The 15,996-nt window shown below is 65.0% G+C and carries 10 protein-coding genes and 1 pseudogene; 5 read left to right on the forward strand and 6 right to left on the reverse strand.

The window, feature by feature from the left end:
• From IE125_RS06680 to IE125_RS06700, 5 genes are all read left to right on the forward strand, one after another.
• On the forward strand, positions 1 to 427 hold a 427-nt coding region (locus IE125_RS06680; RefSeq protein ID WP_189443891.1), incomplete at its 5' end, for a DUF3261 domain-containing protein.
• Positions 424 to 1,617, forward strand: coding sequence for a beta-ketoacyl-ACP synthase (locus IE125_RS06685; protein WP_189443892.1), 1,194 nt, complete (start codon positions 424 to 426; stop codon positions 1,615 to 1,617). The genes IE125_RS06680 and IE125_RS06685, both read left to right, overlap by 4 nt.
• Complete coding sequence (locus IE125_RS06690) at positions 1,614 to 2,060, forward strand: hotdog family protein (RefSeq protein WP_189443893.1); 447 nt, start codon at positions 1,614 to 1,616, stop codon at positions 2,058 to 2,060. Before IE125_RS06685 ends, IE125_RS06690 begins: the two co-directional genes overlap by 4 nt.
• A gap of 77 nt (positions 2,061 to 2,137) precedes the next feature.
• Positions 2,138 to 2,875 carry a 3-oxoacyl-ACP reductase FabG gene (gene fabG, locus IE125_RS06695; RefSeq protein ID WP_189443894.1) on the forward strand — a complete coding sequence of 246 codons (738 nt, stop codon included), beginning with the start codon at positions 2,138 to 2,140 and terminating at the stop codon, positions 2,873 to 2,875.
• Positions 2,876 to 2,944: 69 nt separating this feature from the next.
• Positions 2,945 to 3,550 carry a hypothetical protein gene (locus IE125_RS06700; RefSeq protein WP_189443895.1) on the forward strand — a complete coding sequence of 202 codons (606 nt, stop codon included), beginning with the start codon at positions 2,945 to 2,947 and terminating at the stop codon, positions 3,548 to 3,550.
• A gap of 37 nt (positions 3,551 to 3,587) precedes the next feature.
• On the opposite strand, the gene IE125_RS06705 is transcribed toward IE125_RS06700, so the two are convergent.
• From IE125_RS06705 to IE125_RS19400, 6 genes and pseudogenes are all read right to left on the reverse strand, one after another.
• Entirely contained in the window at positions 3,588 to 4,448 is an 861-nt protein-coding gene (locus IE125_RS06705; protein ID WP_189443896.1) for a universal stress protein, read from the reverse strand.
• Positions 4,449 to 4,643: 195 nt separating this feature from the next.
• Positions 4,644 to 6,131: a SulP family inorganic anion transporter gene (locus IE125_RS06710; protein ID WP_189443897.1), complete on the reverse strand. Its 1,488-nt coding sequence runs from the start codon at positions 6,129 to 6,131 to the stop codon at positions 4,644 to 4,646.
• Positions 6,132 to 6,550: 419 nt separating this feature from the next.
• Positions 6,551 to 6,970, reverse strand: a complete 420-nt coding sequence (gene mntR / locus IE125_RS06715) for a manganese-binding transcriptional regulator MntR (RefSeq protein ID WP_189443898.1) — start codon at positions 6,968 to 6,970, stop codon at positions 6,551 to 6,553.
• 68 nt (positions 6,971 to 7,038) lie between these two features.
• Complete coding sequence (locus tag IE125_RS06720) at positions 7,039 to 8,310, reverse strand: Nramp family divalent metal transporter (RefSeq protein WP_229808967.1); 1,272 nt, start codon at positions 8,308 to 8,310, stop codon at positions 7,039 to 7,041.
• Positions 8,311 to 8,556: 246 nt separating this feature from the next.
• Positions 8,557 to 15,717 (reverse strand): autotransporter outer membrane beta-barrel domain-containing protein, encoded by a 7,161-nt coding sequence (locus IE125_RS19305; RefSeq protein WP_373297382.1) that lies wholly within the window; start codon positions 15,715 to 15,717, stop codon positions 8,557 to 8,559.
• Positions 15,718 to 15,720: 3 nt separating this feature from the next.
• Positions 15,721 to 15,825 (reverse strand): annotated as a pseudogene (locus tag IE125_RS19400) (ESPR domain-containing protein); the annotation flags it as partial.
• Between the last annotated feature and the right edge of the window lie 171 nt (positions 15,826 to 15,996).

The raw sequence follows: 15,996 nt of genomic DNA on the forward strand, positions 1-15,996 counted from the left end.
TATACCGGAAGACGGCGAGGCGCGGACGCTGATCGCCTTCATCCGCATCGATCCAGTACAGCTGCGTGCCGTGCTGGTCACACCTTACGGCCAGCGCCTGACCACGCTGGTACGCGATGCCGATGGCGCCCAATTCGAAGCCGGCGACGCCCCCGGCGAGCCACCGCTGCCGATTCCGCCGGCCTGGCTTGCGTCGCGACTCGAGTGGAGCCTGTGGCCACTGGACGCCCTCCAGCACGTTTTCAAAGGCAGCGCATGGCGCGCCAGCGAGGACGGCGCCAGTCGCGAGATTTTCTATCACGGCAAGCTTGCCGCGCGGATCACGCCCGCGCCTGATCGTAACCACCCGCAGACGCTGACCCTGGACGATCGTCAGGGCGATTACCGGCTGACGATCACCCCGTTCGAGGAGAATGGCGACCCATGACCGCCCCCTTTCCCTGTCGCCTATCTCGCCCCGGGGTCGTCTGCTCGCTCGGCGGCGACGAGGCTGCCATCGCCCACGCGCTCTTTGCCGGTGAGCGCGGGCTGACGATGAGCGATCTCTTCACGCCAGGCCGGCCGCTGCCGCTCGGCCAGGTCGACGCGTCGCTGCCCGACGACCGCGACTGGCCGACACCTCACCGCTCGCGCAACAACCGCCTGCTCGCCCATGCGCTCGCGCAGCTCGAGCCCGAGATCGCCAGCGCCATGGCGCGCTGGCCGTCGTCACGCATCGGCGTGGTCATCGGCACCAGTACTTCGGGTATCGGCGAAACCGAGCTTGCCCTGGCCGCCAGCGGTCGCGAAGGCCCGCTGCCGGCCACGTTCGACTATGCGCGCCAGGAACTCGGCGCACCGGCGCGCTTCATCGCCGAGCGGCTGAGCCTCGATGGCCCTTGTTACGCGCTCTCGACCGCCTGCAGCTCCAGCGCCAGAGCGCTCGCCAGTGCCCGACGCCTGCTCAAGAGCGGCCAGTGCGATGCAGTGATCGCGGGCGGCGCGGACAGCCTGTGCAAGCTCACGGTCAACGGCTTTTCCAGTCTGGACGCTGTCAGCGACCGGCCGAGCCATCCGTTTTCGGCGCACCGCGACGGTATCAATCTCGGCGAGGCGGCAGCGCTGTTCGTGGTCACCTCGGAATCCGGCGGCATTCAGCTGGCTGGCGCCGGTGAAAGCGCCGATGCCCATCACATCTCGGCACCGCGCCCGGACGGCAGCGGCGCGGTCGACGCGATGCGCCAGGCGCTCGATATGGCCGGCCTCGCGCCTGGCGATATCGACTACCTCAACCTCCACGGCACCGGCACCCCGCTCAACGATGCCATGGAGTCCGCCGCGGTCACGGCACTGTTTCCGACGCCGCCGGCCTGCAGCTCGACCAAAGCGCTCACTGGCCATACGCTAGGCGCTGCCGGCGCGCTGGAGGCCGCCTTCTGCTGGCTGGCGCTGACGCACGCCCGCTTGCCGCGCCATGTCTTCGACGGCGATGAAGACCCGGATATCGCCTCGTTGCCGCTGATCACGGCGCCAGTCGAGCGGCCACTACGTCACGCGCTCAGTTCGAGCTTTGCCTTCGGCGGCAGCAACGCGAGTCTGCTGCTGTCGCGTACCGACACCCCGGAAGACGATTCATGACGCGACGCACGCTGCCCTGTGCCATCGAGCCACTGATTCCTCACGCCCGTGGCATGTGCCTGTTGACGCGCTTGCTCGCGGCCACCGACGACACGGCGACGACCGAGGCGCTGACGAGACGTGACGATCTATTCGCCACCGTCGACGGCATCCCCGCCTGGGTCGGCATCGAATGGCTGGCGCAGAGCGTGGCGGCCTGGTCCGGCTACCGCGCAGAGGCGCAAGGCGAATCACCGGCAACGGGCCTGCTGCTCGGCAGCCGGCGCTATCGCAGTCGCCTGCCGACGTTCCCCTTTGATCGGCGCGTGCGCGTCGAGATTCACGTCGATTTCGTCGCCGACAACGGCGTTACTCAGGTAAACGGCTCGCTGCACTGGGCAGATGACGCCGACGCCTTGCCGCTGGCCGAGGGCTCGCTGACGCTCTATCGGCCCGGCGGCTAAAGCCTTATCGAACCCGAAGCCGATATGTCGTCGCCTCGAGTCCTTCCCATCAAACAAGCCCTGCCAAGCGAGGTCGCATGAGCGCATCCGACACCGACACCATTCTCGTCACCGGTGCCAACCGGGGCCTGGGCGCCGCGATCGCGAAGCGTCTCGCGCAGGACGGTTTCGACCTGGTCCTGCACTGTCGTCGACCGGGAAGCGACATCGATGCGGTACGCGAAGCCGTCGAGGCAACCGGCCGGCGCGCGCGACTCGTCCACTTCGACGTCACCGAGCGCGAGCGGGTACGTGAGACCCTGGAGGCGGACATCGCCGAGCACGGCTGCTATTTCGGCGTGGTCTGCAACGCCGGCATTACGGCCGACAATGCCTTCCCCGCGCTGACCGACCACGACTGGGACAGCGTGATGCGCACCAACCTGGACGGTTTCTACAATGTGCTGCACCCACTGGCAATGCCCTTGGTCAGACGCAGAAGACCGGGGCGGATCGTCACGCTGTCGTCGCTTTCGGGGATGATCGGCAACCGCGGCCAGGTCAACTACAGCGCAGCCAAGGCGGGTATCATCGGCGCCAGCAAGGCGCTGGCGGTGGAGCTGGCCAAGCGCAGGATCACGGTCAATTGCGTGGCGCCCGGCTGGATCGATACGGACATGACCGAGTCGCTGTCGGCCGAAGAGCTACGTCGGCTGATTCCCATGCAGCGGGCCGGCACGCCTGACGATGTCGCCGCCGCGGTGAGCTTTCTCTGCTCGAAGGATGCGGCCTACATCACGCGGCAGGTGATCGCGGTCAATGGCGGCATGTTCTAGCGGTCAAGATTCCGGCACAGCGGCCGATAGAGCGATATCGGCGTCACTCGCCTTCCGACGGAATCCTCCATGAAATCCGGTCTCTCCATCGCGCTGATCGTGGTCGTGCTGCTCGCCACGGCCGCCGGCGGCATGCTCGCCAGCGATCTCGCATGGCCGCTGCCGACACAGGCGCTGGCGCCTTTGGGTCTCTATCTGTTGGCACTGGTGCTGGCAGGATGGCTATGCGTGCAGCTGATCATTCTGACTCGCGGCTTGGGGCAGCAGCAGCAAGCGCTGCAGGAGAGTCAGCGCGCGGTTCAGCGCCAGCTCGAATCGGCCGAACTCTCGCAGCTCATGGGGCAGTTCGTGCAGCATGCCGAAACGCTGCTGGAAAAAGAGAGTCTCGACCCTAACAAGCGTAATGTGATGCGCTGCCTGGCGGTGGACGCGCTGCGCGGCAATACCGGCCGGGGCGATGTCAATTACACCCGGCTGGCCCGCCTGTTCGAATGGCTAAATACGGAAGCCCAGCGCCACGAGCAGGATGCCCACCGCCTGCAACTCATGCGACCGACGCTGATGCAGTACGCCGAGACCGCCGCGCAGCTCTGCCGAGTCGGCGAAAGCCAGCCCGAGAAATTGGGCCGCTTTCTTGCCCATCAATCCACATCACCCAAGCCAGACGCGGATTGAGCGGCTCAGGCACATGGCTGACTGCCCGGTGCGGGGCTCAGCGCAGCACCAGCACTGCCGTCGAGGTCTGACGCAGCATGGCCGTCGTGGTACTGCCGACGAGTAGTTGACGAATACGCGAGTGCCCGTAGGCGCCCATGATGGTCAGATCAATGGCGTGCTGCTGGGCATAATCGGCGAGGACCTCGTCGACCTCACCGGCGACAATCTCGCCCTCCGCCTGCACCTGCCCATCACGCAGTCGGTCGAGCGCCCAGCCGAGCTGTGCGCGCTGATCGTCGGTGCCGGCACCGACCATGACGACATGGCAGACCAGACCGTTGAGCAACGGGCTGTCGGCGATCATTTCGACGCCCTTGCGGGTGGTCCGACTGCCATCGAACGCGAGCAGCAAGCGCGTCGGCGCTTCGAATCGCGCCGGCGTGACCAGAATCGGAGTCTGCAGCGTTCGCACCACACGCTCGAGATTGCTGCCGAGATGCGCCTGCGCCTCTTCGGCCGATTCTCCACGCTTGCCCAATACGACCAGCCGCGTCTGCGCCTCGCGCGCCACCAGAGATTCGATCAGGTCGCCGTGACGTAGCGCTGTCTCTACGGCGATCTCACCCTGCGAGCGCCGTACCTGGGCACTAGCCGCTTCCAGCAGTTCCCGACCGTGTTGCTGAGCCAGCCTGGCCCGTTGCGCGTCCAGCTCGGTCAACTGCTCGCGCAGATGCTCCCGGCTGCCTAACCCGATCTGACCGCTGGCATCTCGGTTTTCCACCGTCGTGGTTTTACCGAGCACGTGCATCAGCTCCAGCGGCGCCCCCAGCCGCCCGGCAGCCCAACCGGCGGCCGCGCAAACCCCAAGCGCATGGGGCGAATCATCGATACAGGCCAGAACGTGGCGTTCGCTCATGGAACTCTCCTGAAGACTGATTAGGGAACGGTACGGTCCGACGTACCGCTGGTGAAGACAAGACAGGTCCTCGCATCCCATCGGCGAGCGATGTGAAGTACAAGGCGCGCGCCGCGCAGGAATCCGAGCATATGGGGTATATGTGAGGGTTCCCAGCAACGCGCAACGCCGTAATTCCTTCGCGCAGCCATGGGGCTAGTGCCCCATCAGCTTCTCGACGGCCTCCGGCTTGTCATGCACCCCGAACCGATCGACCAGCGTCGCGCTTGCCTGATTCAAGCCGACGACCTCGACCTCGGTCCCCTCGCGGCGGAACTTGATCACCACGTTGTCGAGCGCCTCGACGGCCGTGATGTCCCAGAAGTGCGCGCGCGAGACGTCGATCGTGACATGCTCGATCGCCTCCTTGAAATCGAAACCGGCGTTGAAGCGCGTGGTCGAAGCGAAGAACACCTGCCCCACGATCTCATAGTTGCGTGTCTTGCCATCGTCGTCCATGCGACTCCCGATGTAGAGAATCTGGCCCACCTTGTTGGCGAAGAAGAGCGACGCCAGCAGCACACCGACCAGTACACCGATCGCTAGATTATGCGTGGTCACGACCACCGCGACCGTGGCGAGCATCACGATGTTGGTCGAAAGCGGGTGGCGGCGCAGGTTGCGGATCGACTCCCAGCTGAAGGTGCCGATCGAGACCATGATCATCACCGCGACCAGCGCGGCCATCGGAATCTGCGACACCCAATCGCCGAGGAAGACCACCAGAATCAGCAGGAAGACACCGGCGACGAACGTCGAGAGCCGCGTACGGCCGCCCGACTTCACGTTGATCACCGACTGGCCGATCATCGCGCAGCCGCCCATGCCGCCGAGCAGGCCGGAGACGACGTTGGCCAGCCCCTGCCCCTTGCACTCGCGGTTCTTGTCACTGTCGGTATCGGTCAGCTCATCGACGATGGTCGCCGTCATCATCGACTCGAGCAGGCCTACCACGGCGATCGCCAGCGAGTAGGGAAAGATGATGGTCAGCGTCTCGAAGTTGAGCGGCACGTCCGGCCACAGGAACATCGGCAGCGAATCCGGCAGCTCGCCCATGTCGCCCACCGTATGAATGTGCATACCGCTGACCATGTAGACGACGGTCAGCACCACGATGCAGACCAGCGGCGATGGCAGCGCCTTGCCGATGACCGGCACGTAAGGGAAGAGATAGATGATGCCGAGTCCGGCAGCCGTCATCGCATAGACATGCCAGGTCACGCCGGTCAGCTCCGGCAGCTGCGCCATGAAGATCAGAATGGCCAGCGCGTTGACGAAGCCTGTCACGACCGAGCGCGAGACGAAGCGCATCAGATTGCCGAGCTTGAGATAGCCGAAGACGATCTGCAAAAGCCCGGTCAGCACGGCAGTGGCCAGCAGATATTGCAGGCCATGATCACGAACCAGCGTCGTCATCAACAGCGCGGTCGCCCCGGTCGCCGCCGAGATCATTGCCGGGCGACCGCCGGCAAATGCGATCACCACCGCCATCGAGAACGACGCATAGAGACCGATTTTCGGGTCGACACCGGCGATGATCGAAAAGGCGATCGCCTCCGGGATCAGCGCCATCGCGACGACGGCACCCGCCAGCACGTCGGCGCGAACGTTGGAGAACCACTGTTGTTTTATCGAATCGAGCATCTGTATTTCCTTGAAAGATCGCGGCCGACTTTGAAACACCTCATGACAGACCGAAAGACGGAGTAGGCCTCGCCTGGCCGATAGATCTCGGCAGCCGCCACCGACATGGCGGTGAACGAGTGAGGTCGGCCATGGCACCTGCTTCGGGTCGAACAAAGGTAAGTCGAGTTGCCAATAGAAGCACGTCAGGTCGAGTAAAAACCGAACGGCAAAACGAGACGCCAGCGCTTCGAGCGCAGCGTCAGGCGCGCAAGAATACGCGCGAAGGAGGGGCGAAAACCTAGGGTGGCGTCATCTGACCGATGACGCTGATGTGCTGTGAGGTCATATCGAAATGGCCGAGAGAATGACAGTCATGAAGCGGATCGAGCGCGGGAGTCTAGCACGAAAGTCGTAACTCCCCCACCGGAACACCCGTTTCAGTCAGACTGGGTTTCCAGAAACCGCTGCATCGCCTCGACGGTGGCGTCGCTGCAGTGGTGCTCGATCCCTTCGGAATCGGCTTCGGCAACGTGGGGCGGCACGCCGAGCTTGAGAAGCGTCGACAGCACCAGCTGGTGGCGAGCCTCGACCTTCTCGGCAAGCTCCCGCCCCTTGTCGGTAAGAAAGACGCCGCGATAGGGCCGCGCCTCCGCCAGGCCGTCGCGCTTGAGCTTGGCGATGACCTTGGAGACGGCGGCCGCGCTGACGCCGAAACGCTCCGCCAGATCGCTGGCCCGCGCTTCCCCATGATCACGATGCAGCTGCGCGATCTCCTCCACATAGTCCTCCACCAGTTCCTGCTGATGGTCGAGACGCGTCCGTTCGAAACGGGCGTAGCGTGGGCGTGGTGCAGACATGGCGCTCTCGTCGTGGGGCATGGGGGTAACACAGCGGCAGGCCGCCATTGTGCCACGGTTAAGGCAGCCTACAGCAACTCAAAGGCCAACACATACCCATTCAGCGCAATGATGATCGCGGCAATGACACAGCCCAGCAGCGTGACCCAGCGCCGATTGACCAGATTGCCCATCAATCCGTGCTGCGCCGTGAAATGAATCAGCGGAATCAACGCGAAGGGAATGCCGAAGCTCAACACTACCTGACTGGCCACCAGTACCTGCTGCTCCGGGAAGCCGAGCATGATCACCACGATCGCCGGCAGCATGGTCAGCAGACGTCGCAGCCAGATCGGGATCGTGAATCCCACGAAGCCCTGCATCACCACCTGGCCGGCCATGGTGCCGACGATCGACGATGACAGCCCCGCGAGCAGCAGCGTGAAGCCGAACAGCGTACTGGCCAGATCGCGGTCCATCAGCGGCGCCAGTAGCTGGTAGCTCTGCTCGATCGACGCCACGCCGGTACGGCCGTTGTCGAAAAAGACCGCAGCAGCCAGCGCCAGCATCGACAGATTGATGATACCGGCGATCCCCATGCCGATGATCACGTCCCAGCGGTAATAGCGCATGGCGCGCTTGCGCTGCTCGTCGGTCTTGGCCGGAACGCGCCGCTGAGAGAGCGACGAATGCAGATAGATGACGTGAGGCATCACCGTGGCACCGAGAATACCGGCGGCAAGGAATACCGCGTAGCCGTCCGGAAAATGGGGGAGCAGCAGCCCTTCCAGCGCCGGCGCCGCATCCGGCTGGCCCATCACGATCTGCGCCACGAAACCGGCGGCCACCGCCAACAACATGCTACCGATGATGATCTCCAGTAGACGAAACCCGAAGCGCTGCATGTAAAGCGCCGCGTAGGTGATGGCACCGGTCAGCAGCGCACCTTCCAGCATCGAGAGCCCGAAAAGTAGGTTGAATGCCAGCGCCGCCCCCAGAAATTCGGCGAGATCCGTGGCGATCGCGACCAGTTCGGCCTGAACCCAGTAGAGCCACACCAATGGGCGCGGATAACGTTCACGGATCATCTCCGCCAGATTCTTGCCGGTGGCGACCCCGAGGCGGACTGACAGGGTCTGGATCAGCATCGCCATCAGATTGGCCCAGAGCACCACCCACAGCAGCACGTAGCCGTAGCGCGAACCCGCCTCGATGTTGGTCGCGAAGTTACCCGGATCGATATACGCGACCGCGGCTACCAGCGCCGGCCCGAAGAACGGCAGGAACCGTCCAACCGCAGAGCGTCGGCGGCCCAGCGGCGAACTCGTCTCGTTTTGGGAATCAATCAGCGTATCGGACACGGAAATCACTCGAGCTTCGTCAACATGACGAGCGCACCAGGCGCCACGCCAGATCCACGTCTGGGGGCGTGATGATGCCTCGGTTATCAATTTAAACCATGGTTGACAAGATATACCCGAGTTTCGTGAGACGCAATGCGATAGCGTGGTGAGTTATTTCAATGGGGGTGATATCGATGAGTCCAACTGAACCTTGTGGACGCAAGATGGGCGCCCTGCCGGCGCCCATCTTTCTCCTCGTCTCGATCAGAACGTTTTCGACAGCTTCACAAATCCACCATCGCTCTCGTAGCCATCTCCCGACGCGCCGCGATATTCCAATCGCGCTTCGAAGCCGCTGTCGTTGCCAAGAGAGATTCCAGCACCGTACCTGGCCAGCGTGTCGGGCATCGAGACGGTGGAACTGAAGCGGGAATCGCTCTCTGCCCCCTTGAAGTCGGCGTGACTCTCCCAGTCATCCGCGCTGGAGAAGCTCACCCCGGCTTCGCCGAAACCGGCAAGCGTCCACGCGCTGCCGATCGGCAGGCCGGCCCCGAATTCCAGCGCTGGCGTCGTGATCAACGCTGTCTGACTCGCGTCCTCGACCACGAGATCCAAGATACCGGCACCGCTCTCGTCATAGCCCGAGGCGCGCACGTGCACCAGATCGAGATCGAGCTTCGGCTTGAGATAGGCCGCCCCCAGCGATGCCGTATAGGCAGCGCGCAGCCGCGCGCCGACGGTCGTGATGTCCGTGGTGCCTTCGGCCGTGGCGCCGAACGCCGGAATCCGGATGTGGCGCTCGGTATCGTATTCCCCATAGCTACCGGTCAAACCGGCGGAGAGTGCCAGATTGCCGATGTCACGGGTCAGCGATATCCCGGCGTACCCTGATGTGCCCTCGGCGCTGGAGAGGCCGTCGCGCCCGTCCAGATCGGCGTCACCGCCGCCAGCGGTGAATCCGAGCGTCAACGCCGGCGCGACGCGGATCTGGCCACCGAAGCCAACCCCGCGGATGTCGCCCTGATACCCGCCGGTGCCGTCCTGACTGAGATTGTCAGTGGCCACGCCCGCCCAGAAACAGTTGCCACCGTTCTCGGTCACCACCGCGCCGGCGCGCACGCCGCACTCCATGGCGTCATCCAGCCACGAGCTCGTCTGCATCACCTGTGCCGCAGCGATCGCCTGGGCGCTGCCCATCGACATCGACGCCAGCCCCTCGGCGTAGCGCTCACCACCATCTTCATCAGTCGAGAGCGCGTTCACCTGCCCTAGCAGCGCTGCGAAGCCGTTGGTTGCCCCTTCGTCGTAGAGCGCATCGAGACGCTCGCCCACCGCCTGCTGGTTGTCGTCGAGTCCATCGAACGCGGAAGCGAAGCGGGTGTCTGCAATACCGACTCGCGTCACGCCATCCTCAACTTCGCTCATGAAGTCGACCGCTGGCGTATCCACGACATCGAGCGACCCGGTGGTCGCCCCCGAGACGCTGAGCACATCGATGGCCTGCGTGGGCGCGAGGGTCGAGGCGAGCACCTCGACTCGGCCGTCGAGCGTCGCGTCGCCGTCGATATCCAGTCGATCAGCCGTACCCTGTTCGAAATCGGCGGCGATCCTCAGGCGACCGCTGTCGGTCTGTTCGAAATCGCCGGTCAGCGTCGCAACGTTACCGCCGGTCGTACCCTCGTCCGCGCTACTCAGCACGCCCACCGTGCCCGCGTTGACGAGATCGGCCTGCGATACGTTCTCCAGCAGCCAAGTCGCGCCGGAGGCATTATCAATCTGAATGCTGGGTTCGGGCAGCACGACCAGCAGCGCCACCGGCGCCAAACCTTCGGATACCGTACCGCTGCCGTCCAGGCTCTGGCTGCCGCCGTAGGCGTGAATGCCGCCATAGATCGCACCCTGATTGTGAATCGCCAGGGTCGGCAAGTAGCTGGCCTGAGTGCTGAACAGGACGGCAGAGCCACGCGCCGTGCCATCTGTCCCGCCGCCGGCACTGATGACGCCTTCCTTGCCCACGGTCAGCACGTTGCCCTGCCCTTCGCTAAAGGCGACCGCGGCACCGTTTTTGCTGCCCCCCGAGACCTGACCCTCGACGTTCACGCTGATCTTGCCGTTATAGCGTGACCCCATCGACTGGGCGAAGATCCCGTAGGAGTTGACGCCCTGAGTCGTCAGGGTTCCGCGCTGCGTCACGTCGACATTACCGCCCGACGCCTCTGCGTTACCCGTGGCGCCTGCATGCAGGGTGCCGTCGCTACCTCCATATAAGCCACCGCCGCCGCCAATGGATTGCGCGATGATCCCATAGGCACCGTCACCGGTCGTGGTGATCGCGGCATCTGTCGTCACGGAGACATATTCACCGTCACCCGAAGGACCACTGCCAGTCCCGAAGCCGACCCGCTGGGTGGATATTTGATTACCGCTGATGTTGCCGGCGATACCGCCGCCACCGCCCACCGACTGCGCAATGATCGCGTGCGCACCTTCGCCGGATGTCGCAATACTGCCACTGGTCACGTCAACAAATACCTGTCCACCGTTCCCGCTGGCACCCAGCGCGTCGGAACCCAACTCCACGCTAAGCAGGCTGTCGGTAGAAGCTGCCCCGCCGATACCGCCACCACCGCCGATCGACTGCGCCACGATGCCGAACGCGCGATCTCCGAAAGTCTGCAACTGTGTTCCTGTAGTCAGGTCGACCTGGCCGCCGTTGCCGGAAGCCCCACCGCTGCCACCAACGGCCACCTCGAGATCAAGATCGAGACGCAGGTCGGACTGGCTCGAACTGCCGCTGCCGCCGACGCCACCACCGCCGCCGACAGACTGCGCCATGATACCGTAGGCATCGTCGCCGTCGGTATTGACCCGCAGGAAGCTGCCGTTGCCGATGGTGATATCGCCGCCTTTGCCCGCTGGTCCGCCGTCGCGGCCGACACTTCCGCCCACCGAGATTCGCCCACCCGCCTGCTCAGAGCCATCGCCGGACTGGCCGCCGCCGCCGCCGACAGACTGCAGCAGCACACCGTGGGCCGCGTAGCCATGGGTGGCCACGCGGGAACGGCCGCCGATATCGTTGAAGAACACGTTGATATTGCCGCCGTCACCGCCGCCGCCGCCCTTGCCGCCGACCGCCATGTCCAGATCCGCCTTCGCGTTCGACCCCTTGGCCAGCGCCGTTCCACCTATCCCGCCGCCGCCACCGATCGACTGCGCGACGATCGCGTCGGCCCAGTCGCCGTGTGTGGTGATGGTGGTGTTGAAGCTGATCGGCTGGTCCCCGCCGATATCACCGCCGTCGCCGCCACTGGCGCCATTGCCTCCGATCGCAGCTGTCACGCTCAGGGTCGCCGGATCGTCGTCCGGGTCGTCCGAGTCGTCATCGCTTTCGTCAGCGATGTCGTTGCCCGCCGAACCGGCCAGACCACCGCCGCCGCCTACCGACTGAAGCAGCACGCCATCGGCATCGCCGCCCTCGGTGTTGATCGTCGCGTTGAGGCCGTTCTTCGATGAGATATCGCCACCGACACTGCCGGAGCCGCCGCTGGCGCCCACGCTGAGGCCGAAAGTGAGCTTGATGTCGGTAGGGTCGCTCTGCGTGTCGTCGGGCGTGGTCGTGGTCGAGCCGGGATTGTCTGCGTCCGGCACGTCGTCGGCGTCGCCGCCACCGCCGACCGAGAAGCCGACACCCAGACCGATATTGCCGCCTTGCCCGGTTCCGCCGCCCCCGCCAACGGATTGTGCGACGACCCCGCGAGACCCCGAACCATGGGTGTCGATCTGCGTGCCGGAGTCGAGCGAGAGCGCGACATCGCCACCACTGTTGCCGTCGCCGCCAGCGCCGCCGAGACCGATTTTGGCCTTGACGCTGACACCGCCGCCGATCTGCCGGCTGCCCGCGTTGCCGATCCCGCCGTCGCCACCGCCACCACCCACGGACTGCGCCAGAATCGCATTGGCATTGTCGCCCCAGGTGGCGATGGCTGACGTGTCGGCTAACCACACGCTGACCTCGCCGCCCGTGCCACCCGGGGAACCGCCAGCGCCCAGCGCCGTCGACAGCTGAATGGAATCGGTATCGGCGATACCCACGGTCCCGGCGGTGCTGGAAGCGCTCCCCCCGTCCCCGCCCCCCCCGCCGACCGACTGCGCCAGCACGCCATGAGAACCGTCACCGCCGGTCTGCACCAGGCTGCTACCGTGCAGCTCGACACTCGCCTCGCCACCTGCGCCGCCCTTGTTCCCCTTGCCTCCCAGCGCGGTCGCAGCGGAAGCCGCCAGCGACGCCCCTTCACCGGTTGGCACGGCCACGCTCAGCGCATGGGCCGCCGCGGTGCCGCCGCTCCCGCCGCCGCCGCCGATCGACTGCACCGTGACGCCATGCGAAGAGGATGCCTCGACACCCAGCGCCGCACCCGCCTCGTCGAACCCGGTCTGGATCATACTGTCGGTCAATCGCGCGACGGCCTCGCCGCCTTTTCCACCGGCTCCCCCGGTGCCGCCCAGCGCGGTATCGAGTGTCACCCCTACCGAAGCATCGTAGCCGCTGGAGGCGCCACCGCTACCGCCGCCGCCACCGATCGACTGCACCAGAACGGCTCCGGCGTTGGCGCCGCGGGTGGTCACGACGCTGCTGTACAAGTCGAGTTGGCTGGTACCTCCCTTGTTGACGTCGCTGTCGTCTTCAGTCTCTTCGCCGGCGTTGCCGCCGATCTGGATCGCGATCGGTGTCAGGCCATCGGCCGCCAAGGCGTTGCCGCCGTTGCCTCCCCCGCCGCCGATCGACTGGACCATGATTCCCTTGGCGTTCTGGCCGGTGGTCGTCAACTCGAGCTCACGGAAATCGGCGCTGGCCGCGCCACCGGCACCGCCGCCGGACCCGCTCCCGCCAACGGCCACGGTCGCCACGCTCAAGGCCGAAGCGGCATCGACATTGCCGCCGTTGCCCCCGCCGCCGCCGATCGACTGCACGATGACGCCGTGGGCGAATGACCCGGCCGTGCTGATCGCGCTGCCGGTGCCGCTCTCCGGCGCCGCCGAGTCGGGATCGGTGGTTTCGCCGCCGGGATTCGAGACGCTCGGCAGACCGCCGCAGCCATCATAGCTGTTGGTGACGCACGCCACCTTGCCATCGCCGCCGCCGCTGCCCGAGCCGCCGACGCCGACACCGGCGCCCACGGAGGGATTGAACACGTCGCCACCGTTTCCTCCGCCACCACCGATCGACTGCGCCACGAGGCCGTAGGCGGAGTCGCCCTGCGTGGACACGTCGCCGCCCACGTGGAATATCTCCGCCTGGCCGCCATAGCCGCCGGCGCTTCCGCTCCCGCCGACCACCGCAACCCCCGCCGCGCCACCGCCGATCCCGCCGCCGCCGCCGATCGCCTGCACGACGATGCCCGAAGCCGCATCGCCCGATGTCGTGACATCGCCACTGTTGGTGACGTAGGCAGTGCTGGCGTTATTGGCCCCATCCCCGGCGCCACCGCCTACGGACACCGCTCCACCGCTGCTGCCGCCTGCGCCGCCGCCGCCGGAGATCGATTGCGCCAGCACCCCGATCGAGTAGTCACCTTCGGTGGTGATGTCGCCGGTATTGTTCTGCTCGACATCCGCCGCGCTGCCGCCGCCACCGGCGCTGCCACCCAGCGCGATCACCGCGGCGCCGGTTCCACCGGTACCCCCGGAGCCACCGATGGCCTGGGCCAGGAAGCCGTAGGCGTGATCGCCGTGGGTGGTGATGTCGGCGCCACTGGTCGTGGTCACCTTTTCGGCGTTGCCGCCGTTACCGCCGTTGCCAGCGTTGCCGTAGAGAACCTTGACGAAATCGTCGCCGGTACCACCGCCCCCGCCGACCGAGTGCAGCGTGATACCCGCGGCGTAGTCGCCTTGGGTCTCGATCTGCGTGTCCGACGTAGCGTAGACACCGACACTGCCGCCGTTGCCGCCCTTGCCAGCTTTACCGGCGTTACCGCCGCCGATGCCACCGATCGACTGCGCCAGCAGGCCGTAACCGCGATCGCCATCTGTCTCGACGATGCCACTGTCCAGAAGATTGAGCTGGATTCTCCCGCCATAGCCGCCAGCGCCACCTTTGGATTCGCTGTGACCGTTGCCATCGCCTCCGTTGCCGCCATAGGAGCGCGCAACGATTCCGCTTACGTTTTCCCCGGAGACTGCAATCTTGCCGGTAGAATGCTCGACCAGAGTGACGCCGGGGGTGTCCTGCCCACCCTCATTGCGCTGGGCACTGCCAGCTCCCCCGACACCGCCTGTGGTCTCGTCAGCAGAATAGCCGCCGTCACCGCCATGAGACACCGCCAGAATGCCGGCGGACTCGTAACTGCCCACGGCCGCATTGCCGCTCTTAACCAGGGTGATGTCACCGCGGTTGTCGATGGTGATCTCCCTTCCATCCTCGCCCTTGCCACCGGGGTCGCTGTTGTCTTCCGAGCCGCTGCCGTTGCCGCCACTGCTGCGAGCGAATATACCCTGCACGCCATAGGCGCCGTTGCCGGTTTCGCGATAGTAAAGCGTCAGATCCCCCTTATTGGTGACGTTGACAACACCGCCGGTCCCACCGGCGCCGGCCTGGCCCGTGCCATCCGCTCCATCGCCGCCCCGGCCGCCGATGGCTTCCGCGCTGATCGTTCGAGCGAGATCGCTGCCCTCGAAGTCATCGGCCGACGAACCGATGGTAATTGGCGCTTCATTGAGAACGGTTACGGTCTTGCTATCGCCTCCATTGCCGCTCAACTGATCGCCGAGCGCGGCTCTGTTGAAGGGGCCGCCGTTGCCTGCGTGACTCTGGGCAAATAGCCCCGCGACCATGCCGATACCGCCGAAATCGGCATTACCCTCGATGGTGATGGCGGAATAATTGTTGATCGTGATGAAGCCACCATCGCCACCGCGTCCGCCATCGGCACCTTGATCATCCGGCTCTACACCGTTGCTACCCGTGCCCTGGGCGCGAATGGCGAAGACCTGCTCGGGGAAGTTGTTGGCGCCGGAACGATCACCGCTTATATGAATGGTGGCGCGGTCGTTGGTGATGTTGCCATCTCCGTCGGCGACGCCGTTGTTGATGGTCAAGGTGCCGGCGGGATAACCCGCCGGATGCTTGTCGCGAGTCGGCGTGCCGCCGCCGACGTAGTAGTAGAGACCGTAGATTTGCTTGTCCGCGCTCAGCGTACGCGTCTGCGCGACCGTGTTGGTCACGGTGTAATCGGTGCCACCAGCATTCCAGGCGACGACCTCGTGACCACTCTGGTTTTCGTTGATCGTGCAGGTAGTAGTGGCGTTCTGCGGTATCGTCGTGCACTGATTGGCGATCGCGGCCGGACTCATCGGCAACCAGATCAGCGCCACGCCGACACCGGCCCAGACTCGTGCGCGACTCGACTGGCTAGCGTCGGCCGTCACTTCCGCTCCACTTTGGCCTGATGCGCCTTGACGCCGTCGACAGAGCTCCGAGGCGGCCTGCCAGGTTCTTTTGTTGTGATTCCAGACGACGCGATAAATTCGATTCATGTTGGTGTCCCCTCCCGTGATCCCTACGGGAAGCAGACATCAAGCAAAACTGGGGTGTCAGTCTCACTTCTCTCAAATCTCTCGACATGACGGATGTCAGCAAAAGTTTCTCTTTGTTTTTATAGAGTTACGATTAGTAATTATTTAGTCCAAGAATCATAAAAAACGCTC

Origin of the sequence: Salinicola rhizosphaerae (assembly GCF_014652715.1) — a bacterium.
Classification (GTDB): Bacteria; Pseudomonadota; Gammaproteobacteria; order Pseudomonadales; family Halomonadaceae; genus Salinicola; species Salinicola rhizosphaerae.

Excerpts from the sequence above, each read along its gene's own strand:
- IE125_RS06690 (WP_189443893.1), top strand. The coding sequence starts at position 1,614 with ATGACGCGACGCACGCTGCCCTGTGCCATCGAGCCACTGATTCCTCAC.
- fabG (WP_189443894.1), top strand. The coding sequence starts at position 2,138 with ATGAGCGCATCCGACACCGACACCATTCTCGTCACCGGTGCCAACCGG.
- IE125_RS06705 (WP_189443896.1), bottom strand. The coding sequence starts at position 4,448 with ATGAGCGAACGCCACGTTCTGGCCTGTATCGATGATTCGCCCCATGCG.
- IE125_RS06685 (WP_189443892.1), top strand. The coding sequence starts at position 424 with ATGACCGCCCCCTTTCCCTGTCGCCTATCTCGCCCCGGGGTCGTCTGC.
- IE125_RS06710 (WP_189443897.1), bottom strand. The coding sequence starts at position 6,131 with ATGCTCGATTCGATAAAACAACAGTGGTTCTCCAACGTTCGCGCCGAC.
- mntR (WP_189443898.1), bottom strand. The coding sequence starts at position 6,970 with ATGTCTGCACCACGCCCACGCTACGCCCGTTTCGAACGGACGCGTCTC.
- IE125_RS06700 (WP_189443895.1), top strand. The coding sequence starts at position 2,945 with ATGAAATCCGGTCTCTCCATCGCGCTGATCGTGGTCGTGCTGCTCGCC.